This is a genomic window from Shewanella goraebulensis (assembly GCF_030252245.1).
Lineage (GTDB): Bacteria > Pseudomonadota > Gammaproteobacteria > Enterobacterales > Shewanellaceae > Shewanella > Shewanella goraebulensis.
The window spans coordinates 4,044,719-4,062,073 of record NZ_CP126972.1 but is presented as its reverse complement, the minus strand read 5'-3'; the positions used below and the strand labels follow the sequence as shown (position 1 = coordinate 4,062,073).

Genomic DNA, 17,355 nt, shown 5'->3' with positions numbered 1-17,355 from the left:
ACCAGTTTATAGCCACTTTAAGCGATAAAATAACCACATTTGAATTCCAACGAGTAGGGTTAATCCCCCGCTGAATATGGCAAAAGCCCAGCTGCTTTCTGTGCCAGGAATGCCGCCGATGTTGACCCCGAGTAAACCGGTTAAAAAACCCAACGGTAAGAAAATAGCTGAAATAAGCGACAGGAAATATAAGCGCTTGTTGAGTTGTTCTGATTGCTGTGATTGAAGTTGCTCTTGAGTTACGCTGGCTCTATCTCGCACTGCATCTAAATCTTCAATGACTCTGATTAAGGTCTCGTTTATTTCGCGGATCCGTAATTTATGCTCAGTGTTAAATAGCACATGCCCGTCATTTAATAACCGTGATAACGCATCTCTTTGTGGCGAAAAATAACGCCTTAAGGTGACAGTTTGTTTTCTGAGTTCAGCAATATCCAAGCGAAGAGAGGAACTGATTGGCGCAGTAATTTGATCGTCCAAATCGTCTAGTTGATCTTCGAGATTGTGGATTAACTCCATTTTTCTATGGGTTAAGCGTTCGCACAGTGACACCAAAAAGTCGGCACTTGAATCAATACTGTTTGGCTTAGACATAATTTGTTCGGCAATGTCTTTGACGGACTGTAGCTGGCGCTCACAGGTCGAAATGATTCGATGCTGCTGAGCAAAAATACGCATCGAAACCATGTCTTCTGGAGCTGAGTTAGGGTTCAGATTAATCCCGCGCAGGGCCATTAATACCCCGTTTTGCGAGCTTAATGTGCGTGGTCGAGTATGCTCTGCCAGTAGGGTATCGGTTTCAGTTGGTGGTAATTGGGCATCAATAACCCACTTTCTCGCTTCTTGATTGCTGTAGCGCAGATGAACCCATAATAATCCATCTTCAGCTTGCCACTGTTCTAGCTCAGAGTGTGGAATGCTTTGGCCTGCATTAGGGCCTGACAAGAGTAAGCAATAAATAAAACCTGTATCCATATAAGTCCTGACTTGCAATTGATGGGGCACACTTAACCTACTGTTCTATGAGATGTGCGTGATTGGTTTTGTGTTTTTAGAGCAACAGGCCCTAGTTATAAATTCAGTCATCCTGACTATCAAGCTTAGCAATAGCAGCATTAAAGATATTATTGACGGTTATTTTGTTCTTGTGCAACATTTTCATTATTTACTCACTGTAACTGCGCAGTTTGAGCTAACTTCGGTTAAAATAAGATAAAGCCTATTTTTGAGTTTTATCATGGAATACGAGTTTCGCCGTAACAGCTTAGACGGCACCTTATTTGCTGAGTTTAGTATGGAACATGCTATTTTAGGCCGCTTTTTTGCCGAGCGATTGGGTAATGATATTGAGCAATGTAATAATATTTTGCAGCAAATTGAGATAATCAGAGCTAACAAACAAAATGATTGGTTAATGCAAAGTCATGATTTAGCGTTAGCGATAGACAGTGAGCAGGTTAGGGTATTTGCCATTGCGATCGATTTTGATGAAGACTTTGACTTAGAAGAGTCAATGAGTATGTATGATGCAGAGTCTGAAGCATTTTGCGGTTTAGAAGATTTTGAAACAGCACTTAAAAGCTGGATGGAGTTTATCGGTAAACGTTAAGCGTCTAGCGTTAAAAATCAGGCTTCAAGTCTCAGGCTTAAAAGCTGAAGTGTGAAGCTTATAAATAGCACGGTATCAGTTTATAAACTAAAAAGGCGCCTCATAATGAGTCGCCTTTTTTGCACTGAGTATTTTGTTTTGATACTGACTAGTGGTTTAAATACCTTACAGCCATTTCAGTTCGTGATTTTGCGTTGGCTTTACGAAGTAAGTTTTTCACGTGAACTTTTACGGTTCCTTCACTGATATGCAGCGCTTCAGCGACAACGCGATTACTCTTACCTTCTGCTAACTCTTTTAGAATCTGCAATTCACGTGGTGTTAATGACGCAATCCAAGTTTCATCATTATCAGCATTTTTAAGCTCATAGATGTACTCTTCAACTTCATCACTGATCACTCGATGGCCTAGCATGGCCTTTTTAAGTTGTTCTAGTAATAAATCAGGCTCAGTGTCTTTCAAAAGGTATCCATCAGCGCCAGCGCGTAATAGACGGATCACGTCTTGTTTAGCATCGGATACCGTTAAAATAACGATTCGTGCTGTAACACCTTCTTGGCGCATGGCATTCAAGGTGTCTAAGCCAGACATGCCTTTCATGTTTAAATCGAGCAAGATAATATCTGGCTCATCTTCGCCAATTGCTGTCAGTGCATCTAAACCGGTTCCTGCTTCACCAAATAGTCTAAAATCGCCATCTGAGGTTATTAACTGACAAATACCACGTCTAAGTAGTGGGTGGTCATCTACTACTAATACTGAATAAGGTTTACCCATTTAAAGGCTCCTGCTGGGGTGGAAATACGAGGGAGACCGTTGTGCCGCCCTGCGGATTATTATCAAACTTGACTGTGCCATGCAGTTTAGTTGCACGCTCGTACATGATCCCGATACCGAAATGCTGATCTCGCTCTTTTAAATGCGACACGCCAATACCATCATCCTTGATATTAATATGTATCATATCAGAATCTGCCAAAAAACAATCAATTTCTATTCGTGAAGGTTTTGCATGTTTAATTGCATTAATGGTTGCTTCACGTGTTAACTGTAAAACATGAATGTGTTGCTTAGCTGCGAGCAGGTGAGGCGAGAGTTGGTAGTTTAACTCAATTATGATTCCAGTCTGTTTACGCAATTGCGCTAACATCACTTCAATTGCTTGGCCTAAATTGGGATCTTTAATGGTTAACCTGAAGGTGGATAAGAGTTCGCGTAGTTGGCCGTAAGCGGTGCTCACACCATCATTAATATCAATTAATTGCGTTTCTACATCTTGGGTCATGCAGCTAGGTTCGATTTTTTTACGCAGCAAGCTGACTTGGATTTTTAAATAAGATAGCAATTGCCCTAATGAGTCATGCAATTCTCTGGCAATCACAGCACGTTCTTCCATTAATGCTAGCTGCTGTCTCTCTTCTGTTGCGTTGTGAATAACAATAGAGCGAGTCAACATCATGGCGAAGTTAACAAACAACATGTTGTTTAACGGTTTAAGTGAAATGACCTCAAGATAGCCTAAGTTTTTGTCTTCAAGTTGTAAGTTAAACTTAACTGGAGTGACTGCTGCTTGTTCAGAGTTGACAGCATTTGAATCTAACCAGCCGTTATCGGCTTCAATACTATCTATAGTCTCGTCATCGTGTTCGATTACCAAGCGGACATAATCTAAGTCTTCAAATTGCTGAATTTGGGTTAATGCTGCGCTCAGAGCTTTATAGTCTAAAGTATCAGCATGTAATCGAATCAGGTTTTCATATAAAAAGCTCAGCTCATTATTAGCGCGAGTGAGTGCAATGGTTTTTTCATTCACTTGGCCTTCTAGGTCTTGATAAAGGGTATCAAGCTCAGAAGCGGTTTTTTTAAAGGCTTCACCTAATGCATGCAGCTCAATATATTCTGTTTGTGGTACGTCAACCTTGAATTTGCCCTTAGAAATGGAGTTAGCCACATCCATCAATTGGAGTATAGGCTCAACCATTCTTTTACGGGTATAGCGAGTTGCTGCTGTTGCAACTATTAACATTAAAAATAAACCGATGATTTGACCTATCACTAATACCCTAAGCTTTAGGGCTGCAAAACGTTCCATTTCTAATACTAATAAATCGATGGTATCGACAAAGTCTTTTAAAGAGGCTGAATACGCTGGTCCTCGTTCAGTTTCGATGAAGGTTCGCATTTGCCCCCATTTTTCGACAACCAACAAATATTGCTGGGTTAAATCTTGTGGGCTATACCAAGTTAACGAGCGCTCTAATGCTTCAGAGTGAAGGGTTGTTTCAAACTGATTTATTTTCTCATTCAGCAGCTGCTCATCACGTTCTAAATATAATTTTAAACGATAACTCTGCATTCGGAGTGAGCCAGAGGCATTGATCGCTCTAGCATCACCGATACTAAATGTCAGATTGATAATTGAATACACAGCTAAGCTGGAAGAAATGAAAATTAGGACTAACATTAGTCTTAGAATAGTGGAGGTAAGGCTGCCTCTTTTGGTCATATTAATTCCAACTTTAGTCTGTTTTTTAATGGTCATAATTGCCACATTTTACATTAGTGATTGCTGTATTATGTTAACAGATAATCAAAAACGTGATGTACAACATGTTAACATGTTGATCTAGCGCAAGCTTATTGTTCAATACTCATAAAGGGGTATTCTTAATTAAACCTTAAATGGATAAGTTTGTTCATGGAGATGTCGTGAATATTTAAAATAAAATGTAACACGGAGATGAACGGTGATGAAAATGAAAGGAAAAGTTGTTGCGCTTAGCGCATTGATGGCAACCAGCTTTATGATGTCTAGTGCGATGGCTAGCGATAAAACTGAACCACGTAATGAAGTTTACAAAGATAAGTATAAACTGCAATACGAAACTTGGCACGCTACATCAGAAAGTGATGAAATTGTTGATGTGTTAGCCGAAGATCCAAACCTTGTTGTGTTATGGGCAGGTTACGGCTTTGCTAAAGATTATAACAAGGCACGTGGTCACCATTATACAGTGACTGACTTACGTAATACATTACGTACTGGTGCACCAACTGGACCAGATGATGGCCCAATGCCTATGGCATGTTGGAGCTGTAAAAGCCCTGATGTACCTCGTATGATTGAAGAGCAAGGCGAAGACGGTTACTTCAAAGGTAAATGGTCTAAAGGCGGAGCTGAAATCGTGAACTCTTTAGGTTGTGGCGATTGTCATGAAAAAGGTTCACCAAAATTACGTATTTCTCGTCCATATGTTGACCGCGCTCTAGAAGCAATTGATAAGCCATTTGATAAAGCATCTCGTAAAGACAAGCAATCTATGGTTTGTGGTCAATGTCACGTTGAATACTACTTCGAGAAAACTGCTGATCGTAAAGGTTACGTGAAATTCCCATGGGACAACGGTACTACTGTTGAAGATATGGAAGTTTACTACGATGCCATTAAATTTGCCGATTGGACTCACGCGATTTCTAAAACACCAATGCTAAAAGCTCAACATCCTGGTTATGAAACTTGGATGCAAGGTATGCACGGTAAGAACAACGTAAGTTGTACTGACTGTCACATGCCACGCGTTGCTAAAGCAAATGGTAAAGGTAAGTTCACAGACCATAAAGTGGGTAACCCATTTGATCGTTTCGACGAAACTTGTGCAACTTGTCATGAAGGCAAAACGAAAGAGTTCATGATGGAAGTAACACATGCGAATCAAAAAAGTGTTACAGAAATAAAGCTAAGAGCTGAGACTCAACTTGTACACGCTCACTTCGAAGCTGGCGCAGCTTGGGAAGCGGGTGCTACTGAAGCTGAAATGGAACCTATCCTAATGGATATCCGTCACAGCCAGTGGCGTTGGGACTTTGCAACTGCATCTCACGGTGTTGCTGCACATGCTCCTGCTGAAGCATTACGTATTTTAGGTGGCGCGGTTGATAAAGCTGCTGATGCACGTATCAAACTTGCTCAACTTCTTGCAGCTAAAGGCGTGAAAATGCCAGTCGCTATCCCTGATATCTCTACTAAAGAGAAAGCTCAGGAAGCACTAGGTATGGACATGGATAAGATGAATGCTGATAAGCAAAGATTCTTAAAAGAACTTGCTCCTAAGTGGGATGCTGAAGCTGAAAAGCGCGAAGCAACTTACTAAGTAAGATTGTTATTTTGATAAGAGCACTCCACGTAAAAGCCCTCTGTTGAGGGCTTTTTTTTGCCTCTCATTTATATAGAATAATATCACTTTGATTAAAATAGCGAAGGAATTGACATGGGTAAACAAGCGGCCAATACACATGACTCATTATTGCTTGAAGGTGGTTGTTTATGTGGTGCGGTGAGATACCAACTAACTGCTGAACCATTTGATGCCGATTACTGTCATTGCAAACAGTGTCAAAAGTCATCTGGTGCCGTATTTCAAGCTTGGATGGACTTTAAAATTGAGCAAGTTATCTGGGTAAAAGGCGAGGTGACTGAATACATGTCATCTGACTATGTTAGACGTGGATTTTGCAAGCAATGTGGCTGTAATTTAAGTTTTCGAGATACCCGATACCCAGACTACTTTACCCTCACGATTGGCTCTTTAGATAACCCTAGCTTAATTAAACCTAACTACCATATTTATACCGCAAACCAAGTATCGTGGTTAACGATTACTGATGACTGCAATCGCTATGAGCAAGAAAGGATCACTTAGTTTTTGATATCTAACTTGCAACCAAACTTATAGCTGAGCCTGCAGCCAAGTATAGAAGACGTAGATAAGCTCAGAAATATGGAAAGCTGAGTACAAGGATGTGATATAGCTAGTTTGCTGAAATGCGTTCTATTTTCCAATTCGGTAGTTTTTCATTAATGTCCTGGGAGATTTTATCAGCATCACCACGAAGCACAATCGTTGGAACGCTCGATAACGTTTCGATAGAGAGTTGCCTTAATTGTTCAGGGGTTAATGAGTTTATCGCATTGACTTGCTGCTGTGCTTGAATGGCTGATTTGCCAGATAACAAGTTACGTATGTAATCACTTTCTCTGCCAAAGGTATTATCCATTGAAAGCTGACGTTGACCCATTAAATATGTAGCAACGGCATCAATTTCGGTCTGACTAACAGTTTGTTGAGTTATTAATTGAGTGTGATCCACTATCCCTTTTATAAATGCCCCTGAGTTTTCTAATGCTGTGTTGCCATAAAAGTACAGATATTGGCTTAATGGTGCATCAATACAACGACCGTAAATGCCATAGGTTAATCCACGGGTTTCTCGTAAATCATAGAACAGTCTTCCGGTGTAACTTCTACCAAGTAAAGGCGCAATAGTTTTACAGCCTAAGCTGCTATCAAGTGTGGCTTGGGGTGGTGACAGAAGGGAGTGTGATTGCTTTTTATTATCTGTTATGAAGCCTAATCGTACTTGAGTTTGCACCGTATCTGGAGCATCGATTAGATAGATGGTTTGCTTTTGATTAAGTTTGGAGCGTGAGTCTGGGTCTGCGTTAGGGCTTTCGTGTAGTGTTGAATCATTCCCCGATCCCCTTTGGCCATTATGGGCACTGTGGTGACTGTTATTTTGCATCAACCAACTAGGCCATGTTATTTCTCTGGTCATATTGCTACTAAGGTTATGAGAGCTACTAAGGTTATGAGTGTCACTATTATCAGCAGTGGCACTAAATAAATGCCACTGCATTTTGTCACGTGTTGAGCGATGTAATTGCGATAAACGTTCAGGCTCATCTAATGCTTTTACTAACTCTTGATTAGCAATATTAAGGTTATATGGGTGCTGCTTTCCGAGTAATTGGTTGCGGAATGCTTTATCTATTTCAGAGCCTGTAAATGCACCAATATGCTTATTGAGATTTAAATTTCGTTGAACTGTTTCGATATTGATATGACTAAGTGATTCAATATCCCAGAAGCCCAAGATGAGTGGCAACATATTTTCAATTGGTTGTGAGCACTGCATCGTGGTGGTAATACTGTGAAGGCTTGCTCTAAATCGAATGCTATTATAGCAAGCTGAGATCTCCGGTAAGTGCTGTTGATTAGCAAGTTCACTAAGGCGCTGGGAAAAAGCCTCAATAAGCACGTCAGGGTTTTCAAGAGAAGCAGTAGCCGAGAGTCCGATAAAATAAATACGGTTAAGGCTGTGGCTATTTGTCGCCGCATTTTTTATAGGCCATGTGTGAGTGGTGAAAATCTCACTGAGTTTAACGCTTGTGGGTTCAATACTATGTTGTGCTGAAATTGATGCTGTTAACGGCTGTAAACTAGGGGCCTGCTCAAGGACTGTAAACTCAGGTAAGTTAGGAGGCTGCGCATCAGTAAAGTTAATTGGCGAGTGCTGACAGCCTAGTATTACAAAACTAAAGCTCAACAATATGCTGATCTGATATTTCTTTATCGCAATGACCACTATAGCGCCCACCTTTCTAATGAGTTCGCAAATCCTTGTGGCATGATTTCTAACAAGGCTTTCCCCCAACGAATGTACCAAGGCGGAAGCAGATCTACTCTAACGGCTTTATCGATGAAGTACTGCTTTGTGACTCGCTGAATATCAGCAGATGAGACTGCTTCGGTTCGTTGCCAAGGCTGTGTTATAGGATGGTACTTATCTCGAACTGAGGTGTTTGAGAGAAATTTAGCTAAGGACTGACTATTGGTATAGTGCTGCTGAGCTTTATTAATGGCGGCAGCTTTTAAACCGCACAAAGCCTGTTCATTAATACCTGTCTGCATTACTTCATTAAACAAGGATGCTACCAACTCTTGTAATTCATTTAAGGAAGTATTTGCTCTGGGCACCAATACAAGGTTGGTCACACCATGATTTTCCATGGTCAAGGGAATGGAGTAGCTGAGCATTTGCGGTGGGTTTTCTAATGTGTTGGATGCGAGTGCACTTTTGAGATTCTGAAATAAGTGATTTTGTAACAGGTTAATGGCCTCATAGTCGGGATGGTTCCTGCCTACAGTGTGCCAAGCCATGAGTAATGCAGGCCAAGGGCCACGCCCATCCACTATTTCAGTTTTAATTGCCATTGGGGTTACTGCAATAGATGTGAACGTATCTTGAGAATGATTAGGGGCTTGCCAGTCGGCAAAATACTGCTTAACGGTTTGAAGTGAATCACTTTCTAGTTTACCCACTAATGACAGTTGCATTGCATCGGGGCGGTAGTAGCGCTGATGAAATTGCTCAAGTTCAATGGGGGTTGCACTGATGACATCTGCCTTACTGCCAATAATGGCATGGGCATAAGGGCTCTCAGCTACTTGGGATAATAAAAACTCCATCGCAGGGCGAAGGTAGGGCTGGTTATCTATGGTAGTGGCCATTTCCTCAAGTACTGCTCCTTGCTGGTTTTTAACAGTAGTTTGAGATAAAACTGGGCGAATAAATCGGTCTGACTCAAGAAATAAGCTTAACTCCAATGCCTGCGCAGGGATGGTTAAATAATAATTGGTATAGTCGAAGTGAGTGCTGGCATTAAAGCGAGCACCAATGGCACTCATTTGTTGAGGGTAGCTATCTTTGGGCGCATTCTCGCTGCCTTTGAACAAGAGGTGCTCAAATAAATGGGCATAACCTGTTTGCCCCTCAGTTTCATTGCGAGAACCCACATTAAATTGACTGGCAATTGCCACTGTAGATTGTAGCGGTCGATTAACTTGCCTAACAATCATGCCGTTATCGAGCTCATTAAGGCTTATTTGTTGTTCAATCTGTCGGAGTTGTTCAAATTGAGGCTTTAGATCGCATTGAAATGCATGTGAGTTAAATGGAAGTAAACTCACTGCTAATACAAATATACTGTTTAAAAACAAAACTGAGACTAGGCTGCTTTTCTGAAAATTGGTGTTTAGGCAAGCGATGCTTTTATCCATAACCGTTTTCAAACTTCCTCATTAATAAGACCTGTATTGAGATTTAGACTACTGGCTTAACGAATGCGACTCAAGTGTTAACGTCCTACCTGAAAAACAAAAACGCTAAATAGTGATTAAACTATTTAGCGTTTTAAATTAAGCAAGTAACTTGAAAATAAGAGCTGTTACTCAGACTCGAAAGGTGTCATCTCTTCATCTAATTGAGCTTGTTGTATGCTATTAATCCGTGTAGGTATACCGGTGCGCTGCTCTAACAAACGCTTTAACGTGAAAGAGTCTGTTTCAGCATGGGCAACAACAGAAGTGATTTTATTATCTAATGTTAGTGGTAACTGCTCTGTAGACTCAAACTGTTCAATCGTTTCAGATAAAGGTTGATGGACTTCTAAATAGCGATTTCCGTCTGGCTCTACGGTTGCTTTTATCGGTTGATTAATAAACTCAACGCGAGTACCGACAGGAACCGAACTGAATAAGTGCTCAATGTCTTCATCACGTAATCTTACACAGCCTTGGCTAACGCGTAGGCCGATCCCGAAAGAGGCATTGGTGCCGTGTACAGCAAAATAATTACCGACATAAAGTGCAAATAACCCCATTGGATTATCGGGACCAGCAGGCCATACATCAGGTAGCTCGACGCCTTTGGCTGCATAAATTTTTCGCGTATTTTGTGTCGGTGTCCAAGTCGGATTTGCACGTTTACGGTAGACTTGAGTCACCCAGTTTTCAGGGGTGTCACGACCAACTTGTCCAATACCGATTGGTAGTACTTCAACTGTATTTTTACCTTTTGGGTAATAATATAAACGCATTTCGGCGCTGTTAATTACAATCCCTTTACGTGGAGTGTCAGGCAAAATAAGTTGATGTGGAATAACTAAGGTACTACCTGGTTTAGGAAGATAAGGGTCAACACCAGGATTTGCTTCCATCATGTTGCTCAAGCCTAATTGAAATTCAGCGGCTATTGCCTCTAAAGTGAGCTTACCTTCAGGAACAACATAATATTGGTTTTCACCAATTAGTCGGCTATCTTTAGCTGGTAAACGATACTCTATCGCAGCAACATTTAAGCTGGTAAAAAGAGTAGAAATAGCAATCAATGAAGCGCAAAACGACTTTAACATAAGAGCGACGTGTTCCTAATTATGGGGCTACCAGTTTCAAAGTCCCACCAAAGTTTTGGTATAAAGTATTAGTAAAAATGATTAGTACTCGGATCCCACATCCTTATAGAAGTGCATAAAGATAATACTTAATCATTACTCTAAGGCTAGCAAGCATGGCATCGTTGATCATTTCTTAACTGATTTCAAGCTGGCAAGAAACTTTATTAGCATTTTCTCATTTGAGTCATGTAAAAGGTGACCGTATCTAGTCACCTTTTGTTACTGCTAATTGTTTAATCTACTTTGCCAGCCTTTTTTAAAGCTTAATTGAATTACGCTAAGGGCTATTCATATATAGCAAAGGCTATTCATATTTAGCTTAAGGTTATTAATATTTAGCTTAAGGCTATTATTTCGCTTAGGGCTATTAATATTCGCTTAGGGCTATTTGTATAACGAAGGTGTTTCTTTAGTTGGACGAGTCTTAAACCGTCTATGAAGCCACATATATTGATTACGATTCTTATCAATAATGTTTTCAATAATTTTATTACCACGAATCGCATCTGCTAATTCATCTTCGCCAGGGAAGTTATCAAGTGGAGGCATGATCTCCATGTGATAACCTTTATCGTCACTATTGCGCTCAACAAAAAACGGCAACACTTTAGCACGGCCAAGTTTTGCTAAGGTTGTAGCCCCAGTAATTGTGGCTGCATCAGGCACGGCGTACAAAGGAATAAATACTGCACTTGAACGTCCAAAGTCCTGATCTGCTGTATACCAAATAACATCTGGATTACGAAGGCTTCTGACCATATTGCGAAGATCACGCTTTGGCACTAGGCCTTTATTTGAACGCAGGCGACCGCTAACTTGCAGGTATTCCATAACAGGATTATCGTGTGGGCGATAAACACCAATCCCTGGCTGGAATTGACCGAACATTCTTGCGCCCATTTCTAACGGCAAACAATGTACGGCAAATAAAATAACGCCGTGACCACTATCGAGTGTATCTGTCACATGCTGATCGCCTTTCATTGTCATGTGACGCTGTATTTTATCGTTTGACCACCACCAAGCATTGATAGTATCAAAAATGGCTTTGCCGGTTTCTTCAAAGTTTCGTTTAAGTAGTTGTTCTCTTTCTTGCTCAGGCATATCAGGAAAACAAAGCTGTAAGTTTCGCTCAGCAGTATGCTTGCGACTCTTGGCAAACTTAAGGACTAACCTACCTAAACCTGCCCCCATGGTCATTTGCCAACGTAACGGTAATAGTTGAGTAAGTCTCATAAAACCAACACCTAACCATAAGGGCCAGTGTTTAGGATGTAATAAATGAGAACCAAATTGTGCTTTTTCTACCACGAATAACTCATCCAAATTTCGAAATTAGTTTCTATTCTAACTTAATTTTATAGCAAAATTAGGTACAATCACGGTTTAAGTCAGCAAAAAGAAAAAGTTTACTATGAAGGTATCTCTCCCAGCATTCGAAAAAGCACGAGTTTTAGTCGTCGGTGATGTCATGCTCGACCGCTATTGGGTTGGTCCCACAGGCCGAATTTCACCAGAAGCCCCCGTACCTGTAGTAAATATTAAAGAAATTGAAGACCGTCCAGGCGGCGCAGCAAACGTTGCATTAAACATTGCAGCGTTAGGTGGGCAAATCCAACTAGCAGGTATTGTAGGCGCTGATGAAACTGCGCAAGCATTAACCGTAGGCGTTCAAGCGCAAGGTGTTGAGCCTCGTTGGTTAACTGTTGCTGAAAAACCAACTATTACTAAGTTACGTGTATTTTCTCGTAACCAGCAGTTAATCCGTTTAGATTTTGAAGAGAAATATGCTAAAGCAGACAGTGAAAACTTGTTTGCCAGCAGTGAAGCGCTATTAGATGACGTAGATGTATTAGTGCTGTCAGATTATGCCAAAGGTGCAATTGATTCACCGGTTGAGTTTATTGCAAAAGCACGTGCCAAAGGTGTGACTGTGCTAGTTGATCCTAAAGGGACTGATTTTGGAAGATACCGCGGCGCATCATTATTGACTCCGAATATGAGTGAGTTTGAAGCAGTTGTTGGCACAGTGATTGATGAAGCTGACTTAATTGAAAAAGCGAAGCAGCTTATTAAAGAATATGATTTTGAAGCCATGCTAGTGACTCGCTCTGAAAAGGGCATGACGCTAATTAGCCAAGATGAGGCAGAATTGCATATTCCTACCGTTGCGCGTGAGGTTTACGACGTAACGGGTGCTGGCGATACGGTTATTTCAGCTTTAGCCACATCACTTGCTGCGGGTAGCACTATGGCGCAAGCATGTTCTATTGCAAACATTGCTGCTGGTGTGGTTGTTGCGAAACTAGGTACGGCCACAGTAAGCCGCATTGAGTTAATTGAAGCATTAGCCTTGAATCAAGGTGAGTCAGGATTTGGTGTTGTGAGTGAAGATCAACTTGCTTACGCACTTGAACAAGCACGTTTGCGCGGCGAAAAAGTGGTAATGACTAATGGTTGTTTTGATATTCTACATGCAGGTCATGTGAGTTATTTACAACAAGCTAAAGCATTAGGTGATCGCCTTATTGTTGCGGTAAATGATGATGCATCAGTGAAACGCTTAAAAGGCGAAGGTCGACCTGTTAACCAAGAAGATCGCCGTATGGCAGTTCTTGCTGGTTTAGCATCGGTAGATTGGGTTATCCCGTTTAGTGAGGATACTCCACAGCGTGTTATCAGTCGTTTGTTACCTGACTCGCTAGTAAAAGGTGGCGATTACAAAGTTGAAGAGGTCGCCGGTGGTGCCGAGGTAATGGCTGCTGGTGGTAAAGTTGAAATTCTTGGTTTTGAAGACGGCGTTTCAACAACTGCGATAATAGAAAATATTATGGCGAAAAAGTAGTGCAGTTACCGGCACTGTATTTTCTAATCAGTGCCGTTAGCGTTAGCCCTATAGAAATGGCTAACGCTGACTTTGACTCAAGTTTACCAATTACTTCGACAGCTAACAGTCCAAAGTTAGTTGTCAGCCTAGATACTGAGTTTCTTCCTCATTTAGAACCTAGCACTAATTATGCATTTCAGTCAGAACTTGAGCTAGAACTGAAGCCAGAACTTGATTTAGTCGATAAAGACAGTTATCCCCAAGTCTCATCAAAAACTCTTGTTGAACCATTTAAGCCTACTAAATTACATGATGTTAAAAGTGAATCAGTAGCAGGCAAAACAGCACTGTTATGTCCTATCGACGAATACGAACAATGCCTTTGGCAACTTCCAAATACTGTGGTTCGTCAGTTACCGAGTCATGATTCAATTACCTTCAGTTTGGGTTTAAGAAGCGCTGTAGTAATGCCTGTTGATGATAATGATATCGCAGGCATTATCGTGCTGAATAATTCGTTGCCGGTATTGTCTCAAAGTGTGGTGGTAGATGGGGATATATACCAATTAGACTTAGCAAAACAAAGCCAATTAACTTTGTGGCATGAGATTGGTCATTTGGAAAATATTGCTCAGCAAGGCAAGGGGCTTCCAATTCGATTAAGTCATTATGAGCATGAGTGGCTAGCAGATATTTATCTGACATGGCGTGTAGCGCATCAAACCAATAATCTAACTCTTGCATGGCAGCAGTTTCATCGTCGCAATATGGCTGTTATCAATAATAATGACAATATGAGCCATTGGAGTTCTCCGCAATTATTGTGGCTACTGACTCATTATCAACAAGAAGATATTATTCAGTATGATGAATATAGCGATTTTATCACTGAGGTATATCCGCAATTTTTGTCAATTGAAAACACCGAAATAATGGAGATATCTAGCTTAATTCAGCGTACTTTTACTTCTGGCACTTCACAACCTTTACCTAGGTATATGTTTTGGCGTCAAGCTCGTTTAATTGAGGTGTTACAACCTACGCTTGTGATGTTGATGGGAAGCTCATCGGCTGAGCAATGGTTGATTGAGCAGTTTTCTGAAGCGCCAAAATTGATTAATGCGGAATAAAAAATACCTGCAACTTTACTAAAGAGCAGGCTTTGCTTTGTATGAATTAGTGATAATTTACTAATACTTCAAATGATCAATGCTTCAGGCTCGTCATTTAAAAATGCCATTGGACGTATACAGTGTTGTAATTACTGCCACCTTTAATGCGTCCAAAAGCTGAGCTAGTCTCAAAGATACCTGAACGATGATGGATGCTATAGCCGAGCCATGCATTGCTAAGCGGAGCATGATTAAAGACATCTCCGATATTCACATCGAATGAGAAATCAAGATAGTTGAGTAGCTTAGATGGTCGATAATCTTTTTCATCGAGCTCACTGCCTTCTATGTAGGTTACTTCTGAAACATAGGAAAGCCCTTCAGCTACACCAATACGAAAACGCCAGCCTAAATCAAGGGTGTAAAAAGCTTTAACGCCGATAACACCTTCGGCCAAGTTATCTTGTACTTCAGAGTCATGATGCCATACACCACCTGCTGTAAAATACAGATCAATTGGTAAAGTAAACAGGCTGTCGGAGAGTGGGATACCATAAAACAATGATGTTAGTTGGTTATTGTAGCGATCGCCTTTTGCATTCCCCGTTAGAATGTCATTGAGATTTGAAGGCGTTGCCCAGCCATGAGCTACTCGTAAAAATTTGCCGCTCTCTTTTGGTACAGGATTATTATTTGGGCGCTTAGCATCAGGATAAAAGCCAAAACCAAAGAAGGATTCAAATTGATATTGATTTTCTATTGTCGGTAATTCATAAATGTCATCTTCAAGACGAGTCACCCCAAAATTGGCGAGTAAATATAAGTTACTCGCCAAATGGTATTTAGTATTAACCCCCGCTGAAAAAGCTAAACCCGCTCCAGGGTCTATTTGATCTAAGCCATAATAATGCTCGTTAAAGGAGTCGCTTTTCCATTGGAATTCAGCGTAAGGGTTCAGTTGCCAATCGCCACCCGTCCAATGATATTGGGTGCGAGTATAACCATAGTAACGTTTGTCGCCATCACTCATGAAGGCTACGTCAGCTTCTAAACCATCTTTTTGAAATCGATATTGGAAACCAAAATCAAACGCATCAGACTGAGTTTCATTTTGATACTCTTTGGGAATATCCACAAATCGAAAACGACTATAAATATTCACTTGATGCTCATCATTTTTCCATAAGTGAACACCACCTTCTAATCCATCTAAAAAGAAGTAATCATTTTCAAACTCAATAAGCGGCATGACATCGGAAACCACATCATCTTCTGTTGCATAAGGAATGTCTGCACGGCGTGCACCAATTCCCACCCCCCATTTGTTTGGGAAGTACTCAACATTTTTACTACTTTGTGATTCAGGTGTTGATTGTGGTTCTGATTTCGATTTAGTTGTAGTTAATGGTTCAACTTCAATATTCTCACTGGCAAAAACCGTAAACGGACAGATGCACAAAAATAGAGGGATAAAAGGCAAATAACGGGGCATAGTCTTAGCTACCAGTAATCAACTTGAATAAAAAATTAACAATTAGAGGGCAAATTAAAACCTAAAACTACTAGGGTTTACAGTAACTTTGAAAAGATTATAGCATGGTGGATTTTCAAAACAGCTAAATGCGGTGTTTTTTATAGCAAATTGTTAACTTTTTAAACGAAAAAAGAATTAGCTTAGCCAATGACTTGTGAAATGGTTTTAGGTTGTTGCCAAAAAGAGTAGTTATGTTTTCCTGCTTGTTTGATCCCGTACATGGCATTATCAGCTTGCTCACAGACTTGGGTAAATTTATCATCTCTTCTAAAACAACTTATGCCAATACTTAAGCCTAAAGACACAGGTTTATTACTGATAGTTTGATTCTGCTTAAAGTGGCACACTAGAGCGCCAGCAAGGATACTGATTAATTGATATTCTGAAATTGAGGTAATGATGACAAATTCATCGCCGCCAATTCTGGCAATTTTTGCTTTAGCTTTAGGTAATAATTTCTCGCAATAATGTTTCAGAGTCGCGCCGATTTCTACCAAGGTTAAATCGCCAAAGCGATGGCCATGGCGATCATTTATCTGTTTAAAGTTATCAACATCGATAAACAATAGAGTACCAGAGATAAACTCTCTTTCTGCTTGAATGCTTTTATAGGCTTTCTCTGCTGCGACACGGTTGAGTAAATCAGTGAGTGGGTCGCGATGGGCTAGGCGAGCTAAGTCCAGTTGATAGCGTTTCTCTTGAGTTATGTCGATATGAGTGCCGAGAATTTTAAGCGGGCTACCATCAGCAGCGTACTCAACGATTCTTCCTCGGTCTGATACCCAGCGTTCGCTGCCATCTTTATGGATCATGCGGTGTACAGCTTGGTACACTTCTTCTTTTCCTTGTATATGGTCGTCAAAGGCTTTTATTACCCAATCTTTATCTTCAGGGTGCAGACTGCCTTTCCAGCTCTCCATATTTGCGGCATATTCTTCACGGGTATAACCCAGCAATGATCCCCATTCTTGATTATATATCCGTAAATCACCCGTTGGCACATGTTGCTCCCACAAACACAGGCCTGTGCCATCTAGCGTGGCAGAGAGCTGCTGTTGTATCTGGTTTTGTTGCAATTTTAAAGCTTCGTTTTCACGTTCTAGTTTTGCAACTTGTGCTGTTAACGCTTCAATTTTAGAAGCTTGGGTATCCATTCTGCCATTCGTCCATGCTTTAAGTGAATTGATATTTGTACGATT

The 17,355-nt window shown here is 40.7% G+C and carries 14 protein-coding genes; 5 read left to right on the top strand and 9 right to left on the bottom strand.

The features are described from left to right. Window positions 1–6: 6 nt before the first annotated feature. Window positions 7–975, bottom strand: coding sequence for a zinc transporter ZntB (locus QPX86_RS17145; RefSeq protein ID WP_220755144.1), 969 nt, complete (start codon window positions 973–975; stop codon window positions 7–9). Between the two features lie 262 nt (window positions 976–1,237). Between QPX86_RS17145 and QPX86_RS17140 the strand changes: the two genes are divergently transcribed. Continuing rightward, window positions 1,238–1,609, top strand: coding sequence for a YacL family protein (locus QPX86_RS17140; RefSeq protein WP_220755145.1), 372 nt, complete (start codon window positions 1,238–1,240; stop codon window positions 1,607–1,609). Window positions 1,610–1,757: 148 nt separating this feature from the next. On the opposite strand, the gene QPX86_RS17135 is transcribed toward QPX86_RS17140, so the two are convergent. Together QPX86_RS17135 and narQ are read right to left on the bottom strand one after the other, a co-directional pair. Beyond that, window positions 1,758–2,387, bottom strand: a complete 630-nt coding sequence (locus tag QPX86_RS17135; RefSeq protein ID WP_153915030.1) for a response regulator — start codon at window positions 2,385–2,387, stop codon at window positions 1,758–1,760. Continuing rightward, complete coding sequence (narQ, locus tag QPX86_RS17130; protein WP_285163303.1) at window positions 2,380–4,116, bottom strand: nitrate/nitrite two-component system sensor histidine kinase NarQ; 1,737 nt, start codon at window positions 4,114–4,116, stop codon at window positions 2,380–2,382. The genes QPX86_RS17135 and narQ overlap by 8 nt, the downstream gene beginning before the upstream one ends. A 250-nt stretch (window positions 4,117–4,366) precedes the next feature. Here narQ and nrfA point away from each other — a divergent pair, with 250 nt between their 5' ends. Both nrfA and QPX86_RS17120 read left to right on the top strand, forming a co-directional pair. Continuing rightward, entirely contained in the window at window positions 4,367–5,761 is a 1,395-nt protein-coding gene (gene nrfA / locus QPX86_RS17125) for an ammonia-forming nitrite reductase cytochrome c552 subunit (protein ID WP_220755147.1), read from the top strand. 117 nt (window positions 5,762–5,878) lie between these two features. Further along, entirely contained in the window at window positions 5,879–6,310 is a 432-nt protein-coding gene (locus tag QPX86_RS17120; RefSeq protein ID WP_285163302.1) for a GFA family protein, read from the top strand. A gap of 109 nt (window positions 6,311–6,419) precedes the next feature. Here QPX86_RS17120 and QPX86_RS17115 read toward each other — a convergent pair whose 3' ends face one another. The 4 genes from QPX86_RS17115 to QPX86_RS17100 form a co-directional block, all read right to left on the bottom strand. Beyond that, window positions 6,420–8,033 carry a M16 family metallopeptidase gene (locus QPX86_RS17115; RefSeq protein ID WP_285163301.1) on the bottom strand — a complete coding sequence of 538 codons (1,614 nt, stop codon included), beginning with the start codon at window positions 8,031–8,033 and terminating at the stop codon, window positions 6,420–6,422. After that, the gene (locus tag QPX86_RS17110) at window positions 8,033–9,508 is read right to left on the bottom strand and encodes a M16 family metallopeptidase (RefSeq protein ID WP_285163300.1); all 1,476 of its coding nucleotides are present in this window, start codon (window positions 9,506–9,508) and stop codon (window positions 8,033–8,035) included. Before QPX86_RS17110 ends, QPX86_RS17115 begins: the two co-directional genes overlap by 1 nt. Before the next feature lie 167 nt (window positions 9,509–9,675). Next, a complete protein-coding gene (locus QPX86_RS17105) occupies window positions 9,676–10,641 on the bottom strand; it encodes a L,D-transpeptidase family protein (RefSeq protein ID WP_285163299.1) in 966 nt (321 codons plus the stop codon). 426 nt (window positions 10,642–11,067) lie between these two features. Beyond that, window positions 11,068–11,994, bottom strand: coding sequence for an LpxL/LpxP family Kdo(2)-lipid IV(A) lauroyl/palmitoleoyl acyltransferase (locus tag QPX86_RS17100; protein ID WP_220755152.1), 927 nt, complete (start codon window positions 11,992–11,994; stop codon window positions 11,068–11,070). Between the two features lie 103 nt (window positions 11,995–12,097). Here QPX86_RS17100 and hldE point away from each other — a divergent pair, with 103 nt between their 5' ends. Beyond that, entirely contained in the window at window positions 12,098–13,528 is a 1,431-nt protein-coding gene (gene hldE / locus QPX86_RS17095; protein WP_220755153.1) for a bifunctional D-glycero-beta-D-manno-heptose-7-phosphate kinase/D-glycero-beta-D-manno-heptose 1-phosphate adenylyltransferase HldE, read from the top strand. Beyond that, window positions 13,528–14,640: a hypothetical protein gene (locus tag QPX86_RS17090; RefSeq protein WP_285163298.1), complete on the top strand. Its 1,113-nt coding sequence runs from the start codon at window positions 13,528–13,530 to the stop codon at window positions 14,638–14,640. The genes hldE and QPX86_RS17090 overlap by 1 nt, the downstream gene beginning before the upstream one ends. 97 nt (window positions 14,641–14,737) lie before the next feature. Here QPX86_RS17090 and QPX86_RS17085 read toward each other — a convergent pair whose 3' ends face one another. Next, on the bottom strand, window positions 14,738–16,114 hold the full coding sequence (locus QPX86_RS17085) for a MipA/OmpV family protein (RefSeq protein ID WP_285163297.1): 1,377 nt from the start codon (window positions 16,112–16,114) through the stop codon (window positions 14,738–14,740). A gap of 182 nt (window positions 16,115–16,296) precedes the next feature. Then, window positions 16,297–17,310 (bottom strand): sensor domain-containing diguanylate cyclase, encoded by a 1,014-nt coding sequence (locus QPX86_RS17080; RefSeq protein ID WP_220755156.1) that lies wholly within the window; start codon window positions 17,308–17,310, stop codon window positions 16,297–16,299. Between the last annotated feature and the right edge of the window lie 45 nt (window positions 17,311–17,355).